At 69.2% G+C, this 16,423-nt stretch carries 11 protein-coding genes; 7 read left to right on the top strand and 4 right to left on the bottom strand.

Translation table 11 applies throughout. From position 1 onward, the window contains the following. Positions 1-24 precede the first annotated feature (24 nt). Genes tssJ through tagF form a run of 5 tightly spaced genes read left to right on the top strand, consistent with a single transcriptional unit; the run spans position 25 to position 7,229 of the window. Entirely contained in the window at positions 25-471 is a 447-nt protein-coding gene (tssJ, locus tag DTQ71_RS15810; RefSeq protein ID WP_109565272.1) for a type VI secretion system lipoprotein TssJ, read from the top strand. Positions 472-485: 14 nt separating this feature from the next. Beyond that, positions 486-1,820 (top strand): type VI secretion system baseplate subunit TssK, encoded by a 1,335-nt coding sequence (gene tssK / locus DTQ71_RS15805; RefSeq protein ID WP_109565271.1) that lies wholly within the window; start codon positions 486-488, stop codon positions 1,818-1,820. 13 nt (positions 1,821-1,833) lie between these two features. Next, positions 1,834-3,210, top strand: a complete 1,377-nt coding sequence (gene icmH / locus DTQ71_RS15800; protein ID WP_109565270.1) for a type IVB secretion system protein IcmH/DotU — start codon at positions 1,834-1,836, stop codon at positions 3,208-3,210. Between the two features lie 3 nt (positions 3,211-3,213). Further along, positions 3,214-6,744, top strand: coding sequence for a type VI secretion system membrane subunit TssM (gene tssM, locus DTQ71_RS15795; RefSeq protein ID WP_109565269.1), 3,531 nt, complete (start codon positions 3,214-3,216; stop codon positions 6,742-6,744). A gap of 5 nt (positions 6,745-6,749) precedes the next feature. Beyond that, the gene (tagF, locus tag DTQ71_RS15790) at positions 6,750-7,229 is read left to right on the top strand and encodes a type VI secretion system-associated protein TagF (protein ID WP_109565268.1); all 480 of its coding nucleotides are present in this window, start codon (positions 6,750-6,752) and stop codon (positions 7,227-7,229) included. Positions 7,230-7,250: 21 nt separating this feature from the next. Here the strand turns inward: tagF and DTQ71_RS15785 are convergent, their stop codons facing one another. The 4 genes from DTQ71_RS15785 to DTQ71_RS15770 all read right to left on the bottom strand — a co-directional run bounded on the left by DTQ71_RS15785 (position 7,251) and on the right by DTQ71_RS15770 (position 13,757). Further along, on the bottom strand, positions 7,251-9,584 hold the full coding sequence (locus DTQ71_RS15785) for a type VI secretion system Vgr family protein (protein ID WP_109565267.1): 2,334 nt from the start codon (positions 9,582-9,584) through the stop codon (positions 7,251-7,253). A gap of 102 nt (positions 9,585-9,686) precedes the next feature. Then, entirely contained in the window at positions 9,687-12,131 is a 2,445-nt protein-coding gene (locus DTQ71_RS15780; RefSeq protein WP_170125459.1) for an ImcF-related family protein, read from the bottom strand. Then, a complete protein-coding gene (locus DTQ71_RS15775; protein WP_109565265.1) occupies positions 12,128-13,003 on the bottom strand; it encodes a M15 family metallopeptidase in 876 nt (291 codons plus the stop codon). The genes DTQ71_RS15780 and DTQ71_RS15775 overlap by 4 nt, the downstream gene beginning before the upstream one ends. 4 nt (positions 13,004-13,007) lie before the next feature. Then, positions 13,008-13,757, bottom strand: coding sequence for a PP2C family protein-serine/threonine phosphatase (locus DTQ71_RS15770; protein WP_109565264.1), 750 nt, complete (start codon positions 13,755-13,757; stop codon positions 13,008-13,010). Positions 13,758-13,868: 111 nt separating this feature from the next. On the opposite strand from DTQ71_RS15770, the gene DTQ71_RS15765 reads away from it, so the two are divergent. Continuing rightward, positions 13,869-14,537: an OmpA family protein gene (locus DTQ71_RS15765; RefSeq protein ID WP_109565263.1), complete on the top strand. Its 669-nt coding sequence runs from the start codon at positions 13,869-13,871 to the stop codon at positions 14,535-14,537. Positions 14,538-14,682: 145 nt separating this feature from the next. After that, a complete protein-coding gene (locus DTQ71_RS15760) occupies positions 14,683-16,413 on the top strand; it encodes a ShlB/FhaC/HecB family hemolysin secretion/activation protein (RefSeq protein ID WP_109565262.1) in 1,731 nt (576 codons plus the stop codon). Positions 16,414-16,423: the final 10 nt, after the last annotated feature.

The raw sequence follows: 16,423 nt of genomic DNA, 5'->3' as shown, positions 1-16,423 counted from the left end.
ACCCATGGAGAGGGAGGACCTGACATGATCGTTCTGACACGACGCGGATTTGTCGCCGCCACGGGGGCCACGGCCCTGGTCGCGGCCTGCACGCCCGCGGCGCCCAACATCCTGACCGTGAACGCCCAGGGCCTGCCGGGCATGAACCCCTCGGGCGGCTCGGACGTGCCGGTGACGGTGCATGTGCTGCAACTGCGCTCTCCCGGGGCGTTCGAGGCGGCGGATTACATCGCGCTCCAGAGCGACCCGAACGTGGTCGGCGCCGATCTTGTGCGCGCCGACCGGCTGGTTCTGGCGCCGGGCGGGACGGCTGGGCTGCAGATGGTGATCCAGCCGGACACCAGCACGATCGGGGTGACGGCCGGCTTCCGCGATCCCAGCGGCCGGACCGTCCGCCGCACGATCCCCGCGCCGACCGAGTCCTCGAGCCTCACGATTTCCGTCGGCCCTTCCGGCCTGAGCCTGGCCTGAGGATCGCGGCGGGTATGACGAGTGCGGGCAAAGTCGTCTGGTCCGAAGGGCTGTTCCTGCGGACCCAGCACCTCCAGCAGCAGGACCGGCATGTCGACTGGCTGGTCCGGCAGCTCCTGGCGGCGCAGCCGCTCCAGGGCTTCGGGTTCCGGCGGCTGGAGCTGGACCAGGCGGCGCTCGATGCAGGGCAGGTCGGCCTCAGCGCGGCGGTGGGCGTGCTGCCCGACGGGACGGTCTTCGACGCGCCCGACGGGGTCGAGCCGATCGAGCCGGTCCCCGTCACCGGCGACACCGCCGCGGGGCTCGTGCATCTGGCGCTGCCCGCCCATGCAGAGGGCGGGGTCGAGATCGACGCCGCCCATGACGCGCCCGGCGGCGCGCGGCTGCGCGGCTATTACGCAACCACCCGCGACGCGATACGAGGCGGCGCCGAGCCCAACGAGATCGAGGTCGCGCGCCCGGCGCCCAAGCTGCTTCTGCCCGGCGACGAGACGGCGGGCTATACCACCTTGCCCATCGCCCGGATCGAGGGGCTCACCACCGAGGGAGCCGTTGGCATCGACCGCAGCTTTCTTGCGCCCGCACTGCGGATCGGCGCGGTGCCCTGGTATGCGACCCTCCTGCGTGAGCTGGTGACCGGCATCGATCGCATCGCCGACGCCCATGGCTCGATGGTGCGGGGCGGCACCGGCGCGTCGATGGAGAACCTGCTGATCCTGGAGATCGCCAACTCCGCCCTGCCGCGGCTGGCGCATCTTTTGGCGCAGGACGATGTCCACCCGTCCGAGCTGTTCCTGGAACTGGCGGGCATCGCCGGCCGGATGGCGACCTATGGCGCCTCGGATCGGCGGATGCGGGACTTGCCGGTCTACGACCATATCAGCCCCGGCGAGGCGTTCGGCGCACTGGCCGACACGCTGCGCAGCCTCGTGCTGTCCCTCCAGCATGTCGCGCCCAAGAGCCGCGCGCTCCAGGTCTCGCGTCATTCCGACAACATCTGGACGGTGCGGATCGACAACCCCGAGATCATCCATTCCAGCCGCATCGTGCTGCGCGTGGGCGGCGATCTCAGCGAGGCGCTGCTGCGCAAGATCTTCGTCGATCAGGCGACGGTGGGCGCGGCGGGCTCGTTCGACAAGCTCTGGACCGCGCGGCTGACGGGCATCCCGCTCAAGCCGCTCAACTCGCAGCCCCGCGAAATCCCCTATGATGGCGACCGGCTCTGCCTGGAGCTCGACCGGTCGTCCGAGCACTGGGCCGCTTTGGCCGACGCGCCGGGCTTCGTGCTGGGGGTGGCGGGCGACCTGCCCCGGCAGCCCGAGGTCGATTGCTATGCGGTGAGCCGGTGAGGAGGAGGCGGAGATGAGCGACGAGGATCCGTTCGGCCTGAGCAACGATGCCGGGCGCACGCGCATCCGGCCGCGGCCCTCGCAAGGCCGGCCCGCGCAGGCCCAAGCGCCCGCCCGCGCGGCGCCTGTCGCCGCCCCGATCGAGCCGGGCGCGCCGATCCGCAGCAGCCGGGCGACCGACAACGCGCTGGTCGCCGCCTTCGCCGCGCTGCTCGGCATCGCCCCGGAGATGGAACGCGCCACCCAGCCCGAGAACCCGGAGGTGCTGCGCGCGCGCCTGCTGGAGAACCTGATCCATTCCCGCGACACCGCCGTCGCCCGCGGCGTGCCGCTGTCGCGGGCCGACCAGGGCGCGTGGTTCGTCGGCGCGCTTTTAGACGACATCGCCATCAACACGCCCTGGGGCGGGTCCAGCGGCTGGCCGCGCAACCCGCTGGTCGCGCAGATGTATGGCAATGTCGATGCGGGCGAACGGTTCTACGCCCTGGCCGAAGACCTGCTGCGCCATCCCGAGCGCGACCCGCAGCTGCTGGAGCTGGTCTTTCTGTGCCTCTCGCTGGGCTTTCGCGGCAAGCACCGCGTCTCGGGCGCGGCCGGGGACGGCGCGGTGGCAGCGCTGCGCGGCCAGCTGGCCCGCGTGCTGCGCGACCGCGACGCCGAGGACGCCGCCCTCTCGCCGCATTGGAAAGGGGTCGAGGCCGATGACGAGGATCGCGGCTTCGTCGTGCCGCTCTGGTCCGTCGGCGTCCTGGCGGTGGCCGTCATCACCGGCACCTATGTCGGGCTCGGGATTCTGCTGAGCGACCGGGGTGAGCAGCTCTATACCCTGGCCGAGGTTCTGCCGCCGCCCGAGCGGGCCGAGATCTTCCGCCCGGTGATCGAGACGGTCGAGCCGCAGGTCGTGCTCGTGGCCGAGCCTTTCGTCTTCGAGATCCTGCCGCTCTTCGTCGAGGCCGCGCCGCCGGACCGGGTCTCGGCCATTACGGACGTGCAGATTCCCGAAGACGTCGCGCTCGCTAAGCTGGTCGTGCTGGGCGCGGCGCCGGAGGTGTTCCGCTCCGCCCGGGCCGATCTGAACACCGAGTATAACGAGCTGATCGGCAGCATTGGCCGGACGATCGTCGATAATGTGGAGCTGATCGGCTCGGTCAAGGTGGTGGGCCATACCGACAGTATCCCGGTCCAGGCGTCGAACCCCTTCGGCTCCAACCAGCGGCTGAGCGAGGCGCGGGCCAAGACCATCGCCGACATGCTTGTGGAACTGGGCGTGCCCGCGGGGCTGGTCAGCTCCGAGGGCCGCGCGGCGAGCGAGCCCATCGCCGATAACGGCACCCGCGAGGGGCGCGCCCGCAACCGGCGTGTCGAAATCGTCATTCAGAAGAAGGTCTGACCGATGCGGGTCCTCAAGAAGATTTTCGGCTTCCTCTTCTCCCGCTTCCTCTGGACGTTGATCGGGGTCACGCTGCTCTGCCTCGCGATCTGGTTCTACGGCCCGCTGCTCAGCTTCGGAACGGCGCAGCCGCTTGCCAGCGATCTGGCGCGGATCGTGACCATCGGCGTGATCCTGATCCTGTGGCTCGTCTCGATGCTGATCGGGCAGATGCGCGCGGCCAAGGCCAACCGCGCCTTCGTCACCGAACTCGCCGCCCCCTTGCCCGACGAACCCGCCGTGCCCGGCGCCATGGACGAGGTGCATGGCAAGTTCGCGGGCGTTATGGACCAGATGAAGCGGTCCAAGCTGGGCGGCCGCAAGTTTCTGCGCGACATGCCCTGGTATGTCATCATCGGGCCGCCCGGCACGGGCAAGACGACCGCCCTGCTGCAATCGGGGCTCAACTTCCCCATCGACCTGTCGGACGACCTGAAGGGCGTCGGCGGCACCCGTAATTGCGACTGGTTCTTCACCGAGGACGCGGTGCTGATCGACACGGCCGGGCGCTATGTCCAGCAGCAATCCGACCCCGAGCGGGACGCGACGGAGTGGCGCGGGTTCCTCGATCTGCTGGTCAAGCATCGGGGGCGGCGGGCGCTCAACGGCGTGATCCTGACCCTGTCCGTGGAGGAACTTGCCGGCGACGCCGCCTCCATCCGCGACCATGGGCGCGAGATCCGCAAGCGGTTGGCGGAACTGTCGGAGCAGACCAAGCTGAAGCTGCCGGTCTATCTGATGATCACCAAGACCGACCTCGTGCCGGGCTTCGAGGCGTTCTTCGGCGACCTGAACTCCCGCGAGCGCGAGCAGGTCTGGGGCGCCACGCTGGGCACCGCGGAACGGGTCGACGGCACCACGGTCGAGCGCGAGATGGGCGTGCTGCAAAAGGCCCTGGAGGAGCGGATGCCCGGCCGCATCGCCGAGGACATGCCGCTGTCGAGCCGCGCCGAGGTCTTCCGCTTCCCGGCGCAGGTCGAACAACTGACGGCGCCTCTCAAAGTGCTGGTCGAGTCGGTCTTCGGCGAGAGCCGCTATGAAGAAAGCCCCTGGCTGCGCGGCCTCTACTTCACCTCGGCCACCCAGGAGGGCAGCCCGATCGACCGCATGGTGAGCGGGCTTGCCGGGGCCGTGGGCCTGCGCCCGCCCCCCGCCGAGCGGCGCGCCCATGGCAATTCCCGCAGCTTCTTCCTGCGCGAATTGCTCACCGATCTGATCTTCCCGGAGGCGGGGCTGGGCCGCTTCGACCCCAAGGCCGAGGAGCGGCGGAAATGGGTGTTTCGGGGCACCGTCGCCACGGCGGCGCTGACCGCCACCGTTCTGGCCACCGTGTTCCTCTTCTCCTATCTGCGCTGGGGGGGCGCGCTCACCGATCAGGAGCGGCAGTTGGCCACCCTATCCTCGCGGTTGGCCAATGTCGCGGCGCGGCAGGCGCCGACCGACCCTCTGGACCTGGACCTCGCGCTCGACGCGGTGAACGAGACGGCGAATGCGGGCACGCCGCTGCCCGACGGGGCGCTGACCGTGATCGGTCCGACCGCCGAGGCGGAGTTGCTTCACCTCCAGTCGGTCGCCTATGAGCACAGCCTGCGCAACATCCTGGAGCCTCGGATGGTCGCCCTGCTGGAGGCCACGATGTGGCGCCACGCCCGCGACCCGGAATTCCAGCTGGGCGCGCTCAAGGCCTATCAAATGCTGACCGGCGGCGCGCCGTATGACGCTGAGTTTCTCGGCTTCTGGTGGCAGACCGAGCTGCCCGCCTTCGCTCCGATCGAGCCCTTCCCGACCGAGGAGGCGATCGACCATCAGCTCGCCGCCCTGTCCCGGATGGCGACGGAGGAGAACAAGATCGAGGCCGACCCTGCGCTGGTCTCGACCTCGCTGGAGACGATCTGCACCATCCCACTGGCGGTGCGCGCCTATCGCGACCTGATGGCCAACCCGGCCGTGACCGGCCTGGACGACTGGATCCCGGCCGAGCATGTCGGCCCCAACGGCGCGCGCGTCCTGACCCGGCTGTCCGAAAAGACCCTGCGCTTGGGCCTGCCCGGCGCCTTCACCTATGCCGGGTTCCATGAGGCGATCCTGCCGCTCCTGCCCGAGGTGGCGGGGCAGGCCGTGCTGGACCGCGCCGTCTTCACCGGCGGCTGCACAGAGAGCGCCGAGGCGTCCGAGCAGCTCCTGGAGCAGGACATGCTCAAGCTTTATCAGGACGAGTTCATCGCGACCTGGAACGGCATGCTGCGCGACCTGCGCCTGGCGCCGCTGGACACGTTCGACATCGCGCGGCGCAACATGCGCGACCTGGCCAGCACCGACAGCGCCCTGCGCCGTCTCCTGCGCGCGGTGGCCAATGAAACCTACCTGACCCGTCCCGAGCCCGAGGGCGGGGCCGGAGACGCCGCGACCGACGGGGCGTTGCGGGTCGCGTCCAAGCTGGGCAAGCTGGGCAAGCTGGCCAAGACCGGCGCGCGCATCGCCGGGGCCGCCGGCGATGACGGCCCGCCGCCGCCTCCGCCCGGCGAATCGGTGTCGGATTACTTTGCTCCGATCCGCTCCATGATTGAGCCGGTCGACGGGATCGGGCCGTTGATCGACGATGCGGAGGTTGCGCTGGGCGCGCTGTCGGACCGGCTTCAGACCGTCGCGGCCAGCCCTGATCCGGCCGAGGCGCTGTTGCAGGCCGGCGGCCTGTCGGAACTGATCGGGGCCATCGTCACCGTCTCGGCCGAGATGCCGGACCCGGTGGACGAGTGGCTGGCGGCGCTCGCGGGCGATGCGGAATCGGTGACGACCGAAGCGGTGATCGCGGAACTCGACGCGCGCTGGCGCGCCGACGTCCTGCCCTTCTGCGTCTCGGCCACGGGCGGGCGCTATCCGTTCGAGCCGGGCAGCCGGATCGACGTGAACACGCTCGACTTCGCGCGGCTGTTCGGGCCCGGCGGGTTGATTGACAGCTTCATCGAAGACCAGCTGTCGAGCTATATCGACACCGCCATCCGGCCCTGGCAGTGGCGGCCGGGGCTGGGGTTGGAGGATGCGCAACTGCGGCCCTTCGAGAACGCCCGCCGTATCCGCGACGCGCTGTTCCCCGGGGGCGCGGGGCCGATCATGGCCTTCACGCTGGAGCCCAAGACGCTGAGCCCCAGTGCGGCGCGGGTGACGTTGAACGTGGACGGGCAGACCTTGAGCTACTTCAACGCGGCGACGCGGCCCGAGGCGATGACTTGGCCCGGACCCGACGGCACCAATATGATCACGCTCACCTTCGCGCCGGTCGCGGGGGGCGAGGTCATCACCTCAGAGACCGGAAGTTGGGCCTTCCTGCGGCTGATCCGCAAGGGCAGCCTTCAGGCCACGGCCCTGCCCGAGGTGTTCGGGCTGCGCCTGGGCGCGGGCGGGCATTCGGCGAGTTTCGATCTGCGGGCGAACTCGGTGGAAAACCCGTTCGACCTGGAGATGTTCTCGGGCTTCGTCTGCCCGCAAGGGTTCTAGGTCCGGTGGCGACGGGCTTTCTCGGCAAGCTGCCCACGCGGGGCGATTTTGTCATGCGCGACCTGTCGCCCGGTCTGTGCGCCGCCGTGGATCGCTGGCTGACCCGTTGGCTGGCGCCCCATGCGGAAATGGCCGGGCGCTGGCCCGAGCGGGGGGTGCGCGCCGTCATCGAGGCGCCGGGTGGGCCGCAGGTGCTCATCGCGCTGCCGAGCCATGACAAGGTCGGACGCGCCTTTCCGCTCGCCGCGCTCGCGCCGCTGGGCGTGGCCGGTCAGGATGGGGTGGATGCCTGGGCGGAGGCGGCGCTTTTCCCGCTGGACGCCGCGGTGGCCGGAGAGATCGAGCCCGATGAGTTGCACAGACTGCTGGCCGAGTTGGCCGATCCCGACGGCGGTGGCGCGGCCCTCGCGCCGCCGATGGTCTGGGCGATGGGCGAGGCGCCGAGGCCGCCCGAGGCCGCTCTACCCGGTCTCGTCGGAGCCTGACGGTCGGGGCCAAAGGCGGCCTTAGTTCATCTTGACGTTCGACCCCTTGAGGATGATGTCCCCGCTCGCCTTGGAGTTGATCTTGCCCGAGGCGTCGGTGTTGATGTCTTTTCCCTCGATCGAGATCGTGCCGTCTTTCTTCATGACAATCTCAGCCTTGCCGCATTTCAGCGTCAGCTGATCGCCACCCGCCTCCAGAAGCAGGTTCTTGTTGGAACGGAAGGTGGCGTCGTCCTCGGCCGAATGGAACGCCTTTTTGGTGACCATGTAAGTCCCGTCGCCGCCCACCCAGAAGCTCTGATCCTCGCCGATCTTCATCTCCTGGTTCTTTCCGATTTCAATGCTCTGGTCCTTGCCGACCTTCCAGCCGTCGTTCTGCAGCACGGTATGCTTCTGGTAGCCGGCGACGCTGACGGCGCGATAGCCGCCGACCTTGGTATCCTGGTAGCCCGCGACGCCCCGGCTCTCGTAGCCGCCGACCTTGTCCATGCGCCATCCGCCCACGGTCACCGACTGGTTGATCAGCACATACTGGCTGTGGCTCTTCCAGATCTTCTCGTCGCTGTCGCCGTCGACCTCGATGGTCTCGTTGCCGTGGACGGTGAGGCTTCGATCCTGGTCGACCGTCTCGGTGTCGGTCTTGCGGATGTTCACCGTCCGGTGGCCTATGACCTCGACCTTCTTGTCGTTATGAACGGTCTCCGTGCGGTCGTTGCCGATGGTCTGCGTCGCGTCGTTACCAACGTCCTCGACCCAGTCATGGCCGATCGTGCGGGTCTCGTCGTTCTTGACCAGCTCGACATGGTCCTTCTCCGCCTGGAAATAGACCTGCTCCGAGCCCTTCAGATCCTCGAAGCGCAGCTCGTTCCAGCCACCGCCGCCCTTGGAGCTGTTGGACTTCCAGCCCGATTGCGTGGCGTTGGCGGGCAGGGCGTAGGGGGGCATCTGCTCGGCGTTGTAGACGCGGCCGGTGATGATGGGCTGGTCGGGATCGCCTTCCAGGAAGTCGACGATGACCTCCTGGCCGATGCGGGGGATCTGGATGAAGCCCCAGCCGCTGCCCGCCCAGGCGGAGCTGACGCGCACCCAGCAGGAGGAGTTCTCGTCCTTGCCGCCCAGCCGGTCCCAGTGGAACTGCACCTTCACGCGACTGTATTTGTCGGTGTAGATCTCTTCGCCCCCGGGCCCCACGACGACCGCCGTCTGCGGGCCCTTCATGATCGGGCGGGGGGCCGGGTCGGGCAGGCGCCAGGGCACGTCGGCGGGCACCAGCTGCCAGTCGGCCTCGACGCCGATCTCGTCGGACCGCGCGCCGATCCCGCCGCCGAAGCGGGTCGAATAGGAGCCGTCCCAGATCTTGGTACGCACCCGGACGATGAGATATTCGATATTCTCCGAGGCGCGCGGATGCTCATCTAGGGTGAACAGGTGGCCCGAATGGGGAGCAGGCAGGGTGGAGATGGCGTTGATCTCGTAGCCCATCGCCTGGTTTTCCTGCAGCCGCAGTTCCGCGAGGGTCTCTCCCCGCCCGTACTCGATGTATTTGCCGGGGTAGCTGTAGCGTTCCTTGTCGGCCTCGCTGTGGTCGCGCCCGTCGTCCATCTGGGCGGCGAGGTCGGCGGACGGCTTTTCGAAATCGTAATCGGTCAGGCTGTGGCGCCCGGTGACGATGCTGTCGACGCGGGCGAAGGCGGTGATTCCGCCGGTCCCGTCCTGGCTGCCGCTGTCGTGCTCGCGGAAGCGGATCGTCTCGTTGCCCAGGGCCGGTTTGAGGTCGGCTACGACATCGGAGATTACCATGGTGTGGTCGCCGTCATCGAACTCGAAATGGTAGAACAGCCCCTCATGCTGGAGCAGGCGCTGGACGAAGGCCAGGTCCGTCTCGCCGTATTGGACGCAATAGTCCCGCGTGGGCAGGCTCGCCTGATGCTGCCAGCGGACATTGACGCCGTGCTGGTCGAGCACTTCGGACACGATGTCCTCGACCGACTTTTCCTGGAAGATGCGGTTATCCGTCGATTTGGACAGCAGCCACAGACGGGGCCTCAGCGTCAGTTCGTAGAGATACCGATCGGGCGAGTCGGGTCCCATGAAACGGAATCGGTCGACGATGCCGCTGTAAAAGCGGACGCCGATCTCTTGCTCCAGAGGGTTGGCGGAAATGATGACTGTGACGACCTCGCCCAGCAGGGTCTTGGCCGTGATGTCGGGATCGCTGCTGATGGCGCGGACCGTGTATTCGAAGGGCTGGCTGAGCGCGTCCTCCCCGGTCAGAGAGACGAAATGCAGGCCCGCCATATCGATGACGGCGGCGGGCACCGGGGTCACGAGTTCGGAGAAAGTGTGGCTCACCATCGGCGCGGGCTCCTCGAAAAGCGGGGTCTCAAATGCGGCACCCCGGCCATGGTAGCACAGGTTTGCGCGCCTGCGGGGTCTCCAAATCCATGCCCGCGCCGGTCATAGCGCGGGCGGGCAGGCGAGGCCGCGGAGCGCGGCCCGCACCGAGAGCGGGTTGAACCTATCCTCGAAGGCCATCTCGACGAAGACGCGGCCCGTCTCGGAGCGGATGTCGAGCAGCGCGCGCTGCCCTTCGTCCCGCATCCGAACGCGCATCCCATCGGTCAGGCGGAAGAGGCCCCAGGGTCCGGCATGGACGATCCGGCCCGGCGCCGCCCCCTCACGGAAGCTGACTTCCACGCCGAGCTGCGGCTGCGGCCCGGGCCAGGTGAATTGCGCCGGCGCGCCCGTGGCGCGGACCGGATGCGCGGTTCCGCCAATGGAGACGAGGGTTTGGCCCCGTTCCGCCAGAGCGGCGAGCGTCACGCGGTGGCTCAGCGTCCCGTCGGCGCCGAAGAGCCCCTCCGAGACCTGCGCGGCCCGTTCCAGGAACAGCGCGCTTTCCGGCGTCAGGCCCTCGAACCGGGCCTCGGGCTTCCAGCGCCAGGGGCTGACCTCGGTGTCGAGCAGGGGCAGGGCGTTATCGCGCAGGAAGGCCGTGAGGCTTCCTGCGGGGCCCAGCAGGGCCGCGACCTCGCCGGTGCCCGCATCGCCGCCCTCGGCGAAGGGGTAGTGGCCGCGCAGGGTCGACACGCATTGCGGAAAGACGACGCTCTGCCATTGGCGAGTCAGCGGATCGCCCGCTCCCTGATCCGAGCGGGCGCCGGCCGATTGCACCAGCACGTCCTCGGCGATCTGCACCACGATACGCGGCGCGACCTTGAGGGCCGCGATCGAGCGGGCGCGGTCGCTTAGCGTCATCAGCCGCTCCCCGCGGGAGCGGTCCCGCTCGACCGCGGCCAGCGCCACGTTGAGCTGCGAAAAGAGCAGGGCCATCTCGGCCATGCGGCCTTGCTCGACATATTGGATCATGGGGCCGAAAACGCGTCCGACCTTCAGCTGCATGGGATGGCTGCGGGAACGGTCCGAGCCGCCCGCCTGAACCCAGACTTCGGCCAGCAGGCGCTCTAGCGGGCTGCCGGGCTGCGCCAGGGCGCCCGAGACGGCGATGGCCGCGTCCCGCTCGGCGAAGGGGCGCACCCGCAGATCAGCCAGCCAGTCCTGCCAGGCGCGCAGGGTCTCGTCGAGCAGGCGCTCCATTAGCAAGTCGGGCGCGGCGCGGTCGGGCGTGAGCGTGTAGCCGGTGACGGTCGGCGCCAGTTGGCGCGCGGTCTGCACGGCGACGCCCGCGCCGAAGTCCCGCGCATAGGCCCAGCCCGCGGCGGTGAAGAGCCCGGGCAGGGGGGTCCCGATGGGCGTGCCGCTGCGCCGGTTCAGAACGTCGCCCACCCCCGGCACGGCGTCGCCGGGCACCCAGGGGGCCAGGTCTCGGCTCGCCTCCGCGCGCCATAGCTCCAGCCAGGCGCGGTCCGCTTCGGGTACTTCGGCGGCGAAGTCGCGGGCGAGGTCCAGGACGATCTGGTCCTGGGGCAGCAGCTCCGGCAACGGGCCATCCAGATGCACCGCGTGCCGGGCGAGACCGGCCACGCCGGCCGCGGCGCCGTTATCCTCCAGCCAGCCCACGAGATAGCCGCGCGACCAGGGTAGCTCGCCGCCCAGTACCGCCCAGGCGCGCAGCGCGTCGTAGAGGATCAGGCCATCGCCCTCGGTGGCCATCACCGTCTCGATTCCTTCGGCCAGGGCGCGGGGAACATGGGCGGCCACGGCGGCGAGATAGGCCGCCTCGGCCGTCGCCGCGCTATCGCCCACGGGCAGGCGCAGGCTGCGCCGCCAGGGCGCGCTTTCCGCCGCTTCGGTCACGCGGTCCACGGCGGCAGCCAGCGCGTCGAGCTGCGCCACCGGGTCGGTCGCGGGCGCGTCGGGCGTCAGGCCGATCTCGCGCGCCTCAAGCTCGAAGGCACCGATCAGCGGCGCGTGGAAGCGGTATTCCAGGATCACCGCATAGGCGGCGAGGGCCAGGATGAGCACGGCGGCGAAGCCCGCGATGCGCAGGCCCCAGCGTTCCTTGGGCTGGGCCAGGGTCGCGCTGCGCCCCGCGTCGATGCGCGCCAGCACATCCGCCAGGAAGGCGGCGAGGGGCGCGAAATCGCCGCCTTCGCGCTGGGCCGTCGCTTGAAATTCGCGGACGCGGGCGACCGAGACGTCGCGCCCGTCGAACAGGAGGCGCGGCGCGTGGGTGGACCAGTCGCGCAAGGACAGGCCGGGAGTGGAGCGCGCGAGCTGGTCGAGCCACACGCCCAGCGCGTAGCGGGCGGGCTTGCGGGCGGGTTTCGGCACGGCCTGGCGGGCCGCCTCCGTCTCGAATCGGTCCAGCAGGGCGCCCGCCTCGCGCAAGGTGCCCAGCGTATCGCGGCTTCCGCGCTGCTCGAACTCCTCCACGAAGCGGAAGACAGGCGACGAGGCGCGGGCCAGCGCCGCCTCCCCCTGCGCCAGGCTGCGAGTCACAGCAGGCCCTCGGCCTGCCACCGGCGCAGCGTTTCGACCCCGACCTCGAAATGCATCGAGTCCTCGCGATTATAGGTCGCGCCCCAATACCAGCCCTCTTCGTTGAAGAGTTCGGCCAAAAGCAGCAACCCGAACTGCGTGCCCCCGTCCCCGAACCCGTCCAACTGGCCTTGCAACTTCACGTCGATGGCGGTGCCCCAGGAATGGTTCGACACGCTCGACCGCGACCCGCGAATGAGCCGCACACAGAGCGCGCCCGCCGTGCCCAGCGCGTCGTGGAGGGCGGGCTCAGATTCCCTCAGCTTGGCCATGATCCGTTCCAGGCTGTCGAGCGCGGGTTTGATCATCGTCACGCGAATCGGCCCGACCTGCCGCGTCTCCATCAGGGAGCGCAGCCGCGTCTGCGTGACGCCCTGGCAGCTCTCGCCATAGCTGGTGCGGGGATGGCCGAGAACCTCCAGCATGACGCGGTTGCGCGGCTGGGTGATGCCCTTGTTGAACCGGTCCTTGGCCAGAATTCCGACATCGGTCATGCCCTCGAAGCCGCCATGATCGACCGCGTCGTCCTCGCCGGTGATGGTGGGGGAGGGGACGGTGATGTCGGCCGGCGCGGCAGTCGCCGGTGCGCGCGAGGCCAGCAACGCTTGCTCCTCGGCGAGGCGGGCCAACTCGGCCTCCGCGTCGCGCAGCGCGCTGTCGAGGCGCGCGACCTCGCGGCGCAGTTCTTCCAGGTCGTCCTCGCCCCGCGCGAGGCGCAGCTCGACGCTGCCATCGGCGGTCTGAAGCAGCGCGGTGACGATCGCGAAAGAGAGGGCGGCGACAACCAATCCGATCGCCACGATCACCGGCCCGATAAGCGTCCCCTGCCGCATCGGCTCAGTTCCGTTCCGCGCGGACGACCACGACCGAGACGTTGTCGGGCGCGCCCGCATGGAGCGCCTCGGTCACCAGGGCGCGCACGACCCGTTCGGGATCGTCGCTGCGCGCGAAGGCGCCCGCCGCCGTCTCGCCGCTGACGCAGGCGGTCAGCCCGTCGGAGCAGAGCATCAGCATATCGTCCGCCACCATCGGCAGGGACAGGCTGTCGGGCTCCAGATCCGGCTGGACGCCGACCGCGCGGGTGACGACATGACGCTCGGGATGGGTCTCGCGCTGGTCCTCGCGCAAGAGTCCCTCCTCGATGAGCTCCTGCACCACGGTGTGATCGCGCGTCAGCAGGCGCAGCGTCCCGTCGCGCCACAGATAGGCGCGGCAATCCCCGGCCCAGACGATTGACGCGCCGCCGGGTTGGATCGCCGCCGCGATCGCCGTCGCGCCCATGGTGCGCCCATCGGCCCGCGCCAGGATGTCGTCATTCGCCTGCTTGAGCGCGTCGATCAGGCGCGCGGTGTCGAGGGTGTCGTTCGACAGCTCGATCAGCCGGTCGATGACGATCTCGCTGGCCACATCCCCCCGGCCATGGCCCCCCATCCCGTCGGCCACCGCCCAGAGCGTGCCCCAGGGATCGGTCAGGATCTGATCCTCGTTCCGCTCCCTCACGCGGCCGACATGGGTCAGCCCCGCACCCGAAAAGCGCCGCGCGGCGGCATGCCTTAAAACCGGGATACGGGTCTTCGGTTGTGTCATCGGACCCCGCAGACGCAAAACTGACGCGTGTCGAAAAGACTGGTCTGACGGTGGCGGGATGATAGCGTAGCGTCAATCATCTTCGTCACCGAATTCGAAGCGAGGCCCCCCATGCCGAAATTTCGCGATGCCCTGTCCCTGACCGCGATCCTGGCCCTGCTGCCGCTTTCCGCCGTAGCGCAGGGGCTCTCCGCCGAGGAGATCATCGAGCGGCTCAATGCCCAGCGGGATCTGTTCTCTCAGACCGGCGAGGATGGCGAGCTGGGCGCCACGCGGGGGCTGGGCCTCGGCGGTCAAGGCGCCACCCGCGGGCTGGAACTGGTTACCGTGGACGGCGCCGCCCCGGCGGTCTCCGCCACCGAGACCGCCACCGTCGCCGCGGACGAGGCCCAGCCCCCCGCCGCTGACGAGGTCACGCCCGTCGTCTTCGCCAAGCTCGACCCGAGCCTCCAGGTGAACCTTCAGATTTCCTTCGCTTTCGACAGCGCCGCCATCGAGCCGAGCCAAAAGCCGACCCTCGACACGATGTGCGAGGTGATTCAGGGCAGCGACCTGGAGCGGATCCGCATCGTGGGGCATACCGACAGCGCGGGGACGGAGGCTTACAACGAGCGGCTCTCGACCCTGCGGGCCCGTGAGGTGGCACGGTATTTCGTCGATGAGTGCGGGATCGCGCCCGAGCGGCTGGAGACCACCGGCATGGGCGAGCGATTCCCCCTCGACGGGTCCGACCCGGCCGCCGACGAAAACCGCCGGGTGGAGTTCCAGGCGCTGAGCTGACCCACGGGGCCGGGATTTTCCGCCCTTTTGCGTGCAGGGCGGTCACGCCATGCGAAAAACTTTCGACAACCGCCTGACGCGTGGCTAGGCTTCAATCATTAACGTTACGTTAGGAGTCTTTCATCGACGTCTTTGGGGGCCGCGGATGATCAGCAGCACAGTGCCGAAACGTGGAGCCGCGGCGCGCGCGATCCTTATAGGCGTGGCTATTGCCGCGCTGCCGATGGCGGGTCTGTCGCAGACGGCCAGTTCGGTCACGCCGGAGAGTTTCCGGCCGGACCTCGCCCCGTTGGGCGGGCGCATCGTCTTCTCGGGCGCGGCGGGCACCACCGCGCCTCCGGGGGCCGATGAGATCGGAATCACCCTGGGCGGCGTCGTGCTGGAAGGGGCCTTCGCGGAACTTCAGGAGGTCAACGAGGCGTTCCGCGCCCGCCTGACCCGCGGCCGCATTCCCGTCTCCGAACTGTTCGAAGCCACGGCCGCGCTGGAGGCGGCCTATGCCGATGCGGGCTTCGTGCTGGCCCGCGTGGTGCTACCGCAGCAGAGCCTCGCCGATGGCGGCACGCTGCGCGTCACCGTCGTCGACGGCTTCGTCGAGACGATCGACACTTCGAACGCCCCGCCGGAGGTCCGCGCCCGTCTCGATCGGCTGACGGCACCGTTGCTGGGCCGCACCGGCCTGCAATTGCGCGATTTGGAGCGTCAGCTGTTGCTGGCGGGCGATACGCCCGGCGTGGCGCTTAACACCGCTCTGGCCACGGGCGAGCGACCGGGCGGCACCGTCCTGTCGCTCGATCCCGAGTTCCGGGGCGTGACCGGATTCGTCGGCTTCGACAACCGCCTCCCCGACGAGTTGGACGAGGTCGCGCTGAGCGCCGGACTGGAGCTGAACAGCCCTCTGAGTCAGGGCGAGACCTTCTACGTGCGGACCTCTTTCGCGCCCCATGGGGTGCTGTCCTCCGATCCGCGCTACCGCGTGGTCGCCGGCGGTTTCGTGGTGCCGTTGGGCGGCTCGGGCCTGTCCTTCAACGCGGAGTTCACCCATAGCGAGACCGAGCCCGACGATGACGATGCGCCCACCCGCTCCCTGTTCGAGCGGCAGTCGTTCCGCCTGCTCTACCCCTATATCCGGTCCCGCTCGCTGAACGTGACGACGCAGATCGCCATCGATCGTCAGCAGGACAGCCAGACTTTCATCGGCGGCGGCGCCGATTCCGACCTCTACGAGGATCAGACCACCGTGCTGCGCGCCAGCGGCGCGCTGTCCTTCATCCATGCGGACGACTCGTTTTCGACGGCGAATGTCGTTCTGTCGAAGGGGCTCGACATTTGGGGCGCGCGCTCGCTCGAAGACGCGGCGGGCAGCGGGGTCGGTTTGTCGCGGGAGGGGGCGGATGCGGATTTCACCAAGATCAACGCCTCCTTCTCCCATAGCCGTCGCCTGTCGGAGCTGTTCACGCTGAACGCCAGCGCGCGGCTGCAATGGTCCTTTGGTGACCCGCTTCCCACGGCGGAGCTGATCTCTATCTCGGGCCCGTCGGACCTGTCGGCCTTCGACAGCGGCGACCTGCGGGGCGATAGCGGCTGGTCGGTGCGCGCCGAGATGGCCAGCCCGCGCCCGGTCACGCTGGGCGGCCAAGAGTTCGGCTTCGCGCCCTATGCCTTCGTCGCCGCGGGCGGCGTCACGTTGGAGCAGCCAACGGCCGAAGAGTTTTCGAGCGAGAGCGCCTATGCCTACGGCCTGGGCATAGATCTGAATTTGAATACCGGTTCTCGGTTCCAGGCCGGTTCGATCCGGCTGGAAATCGGCAAGGGGGAACGAGACCATGGTCCGGACAACACGCGCGTCAGCCTCTCTGGGAACTACCGCTTCTAGCGCCCGCGCG

Source organism: Jannaschia seohaensis (assembly GCF_900116765.1).
GTDB lineage: Bacteria > Pseudomonadota > Alphaproteobacteria > Rhodobacterales > Rhodobacteraceae > Jannaschia > Jannaschia seohaensis.
This window is presented reverse-complemented; position numbering and strand designations above follow the sequence as displayed.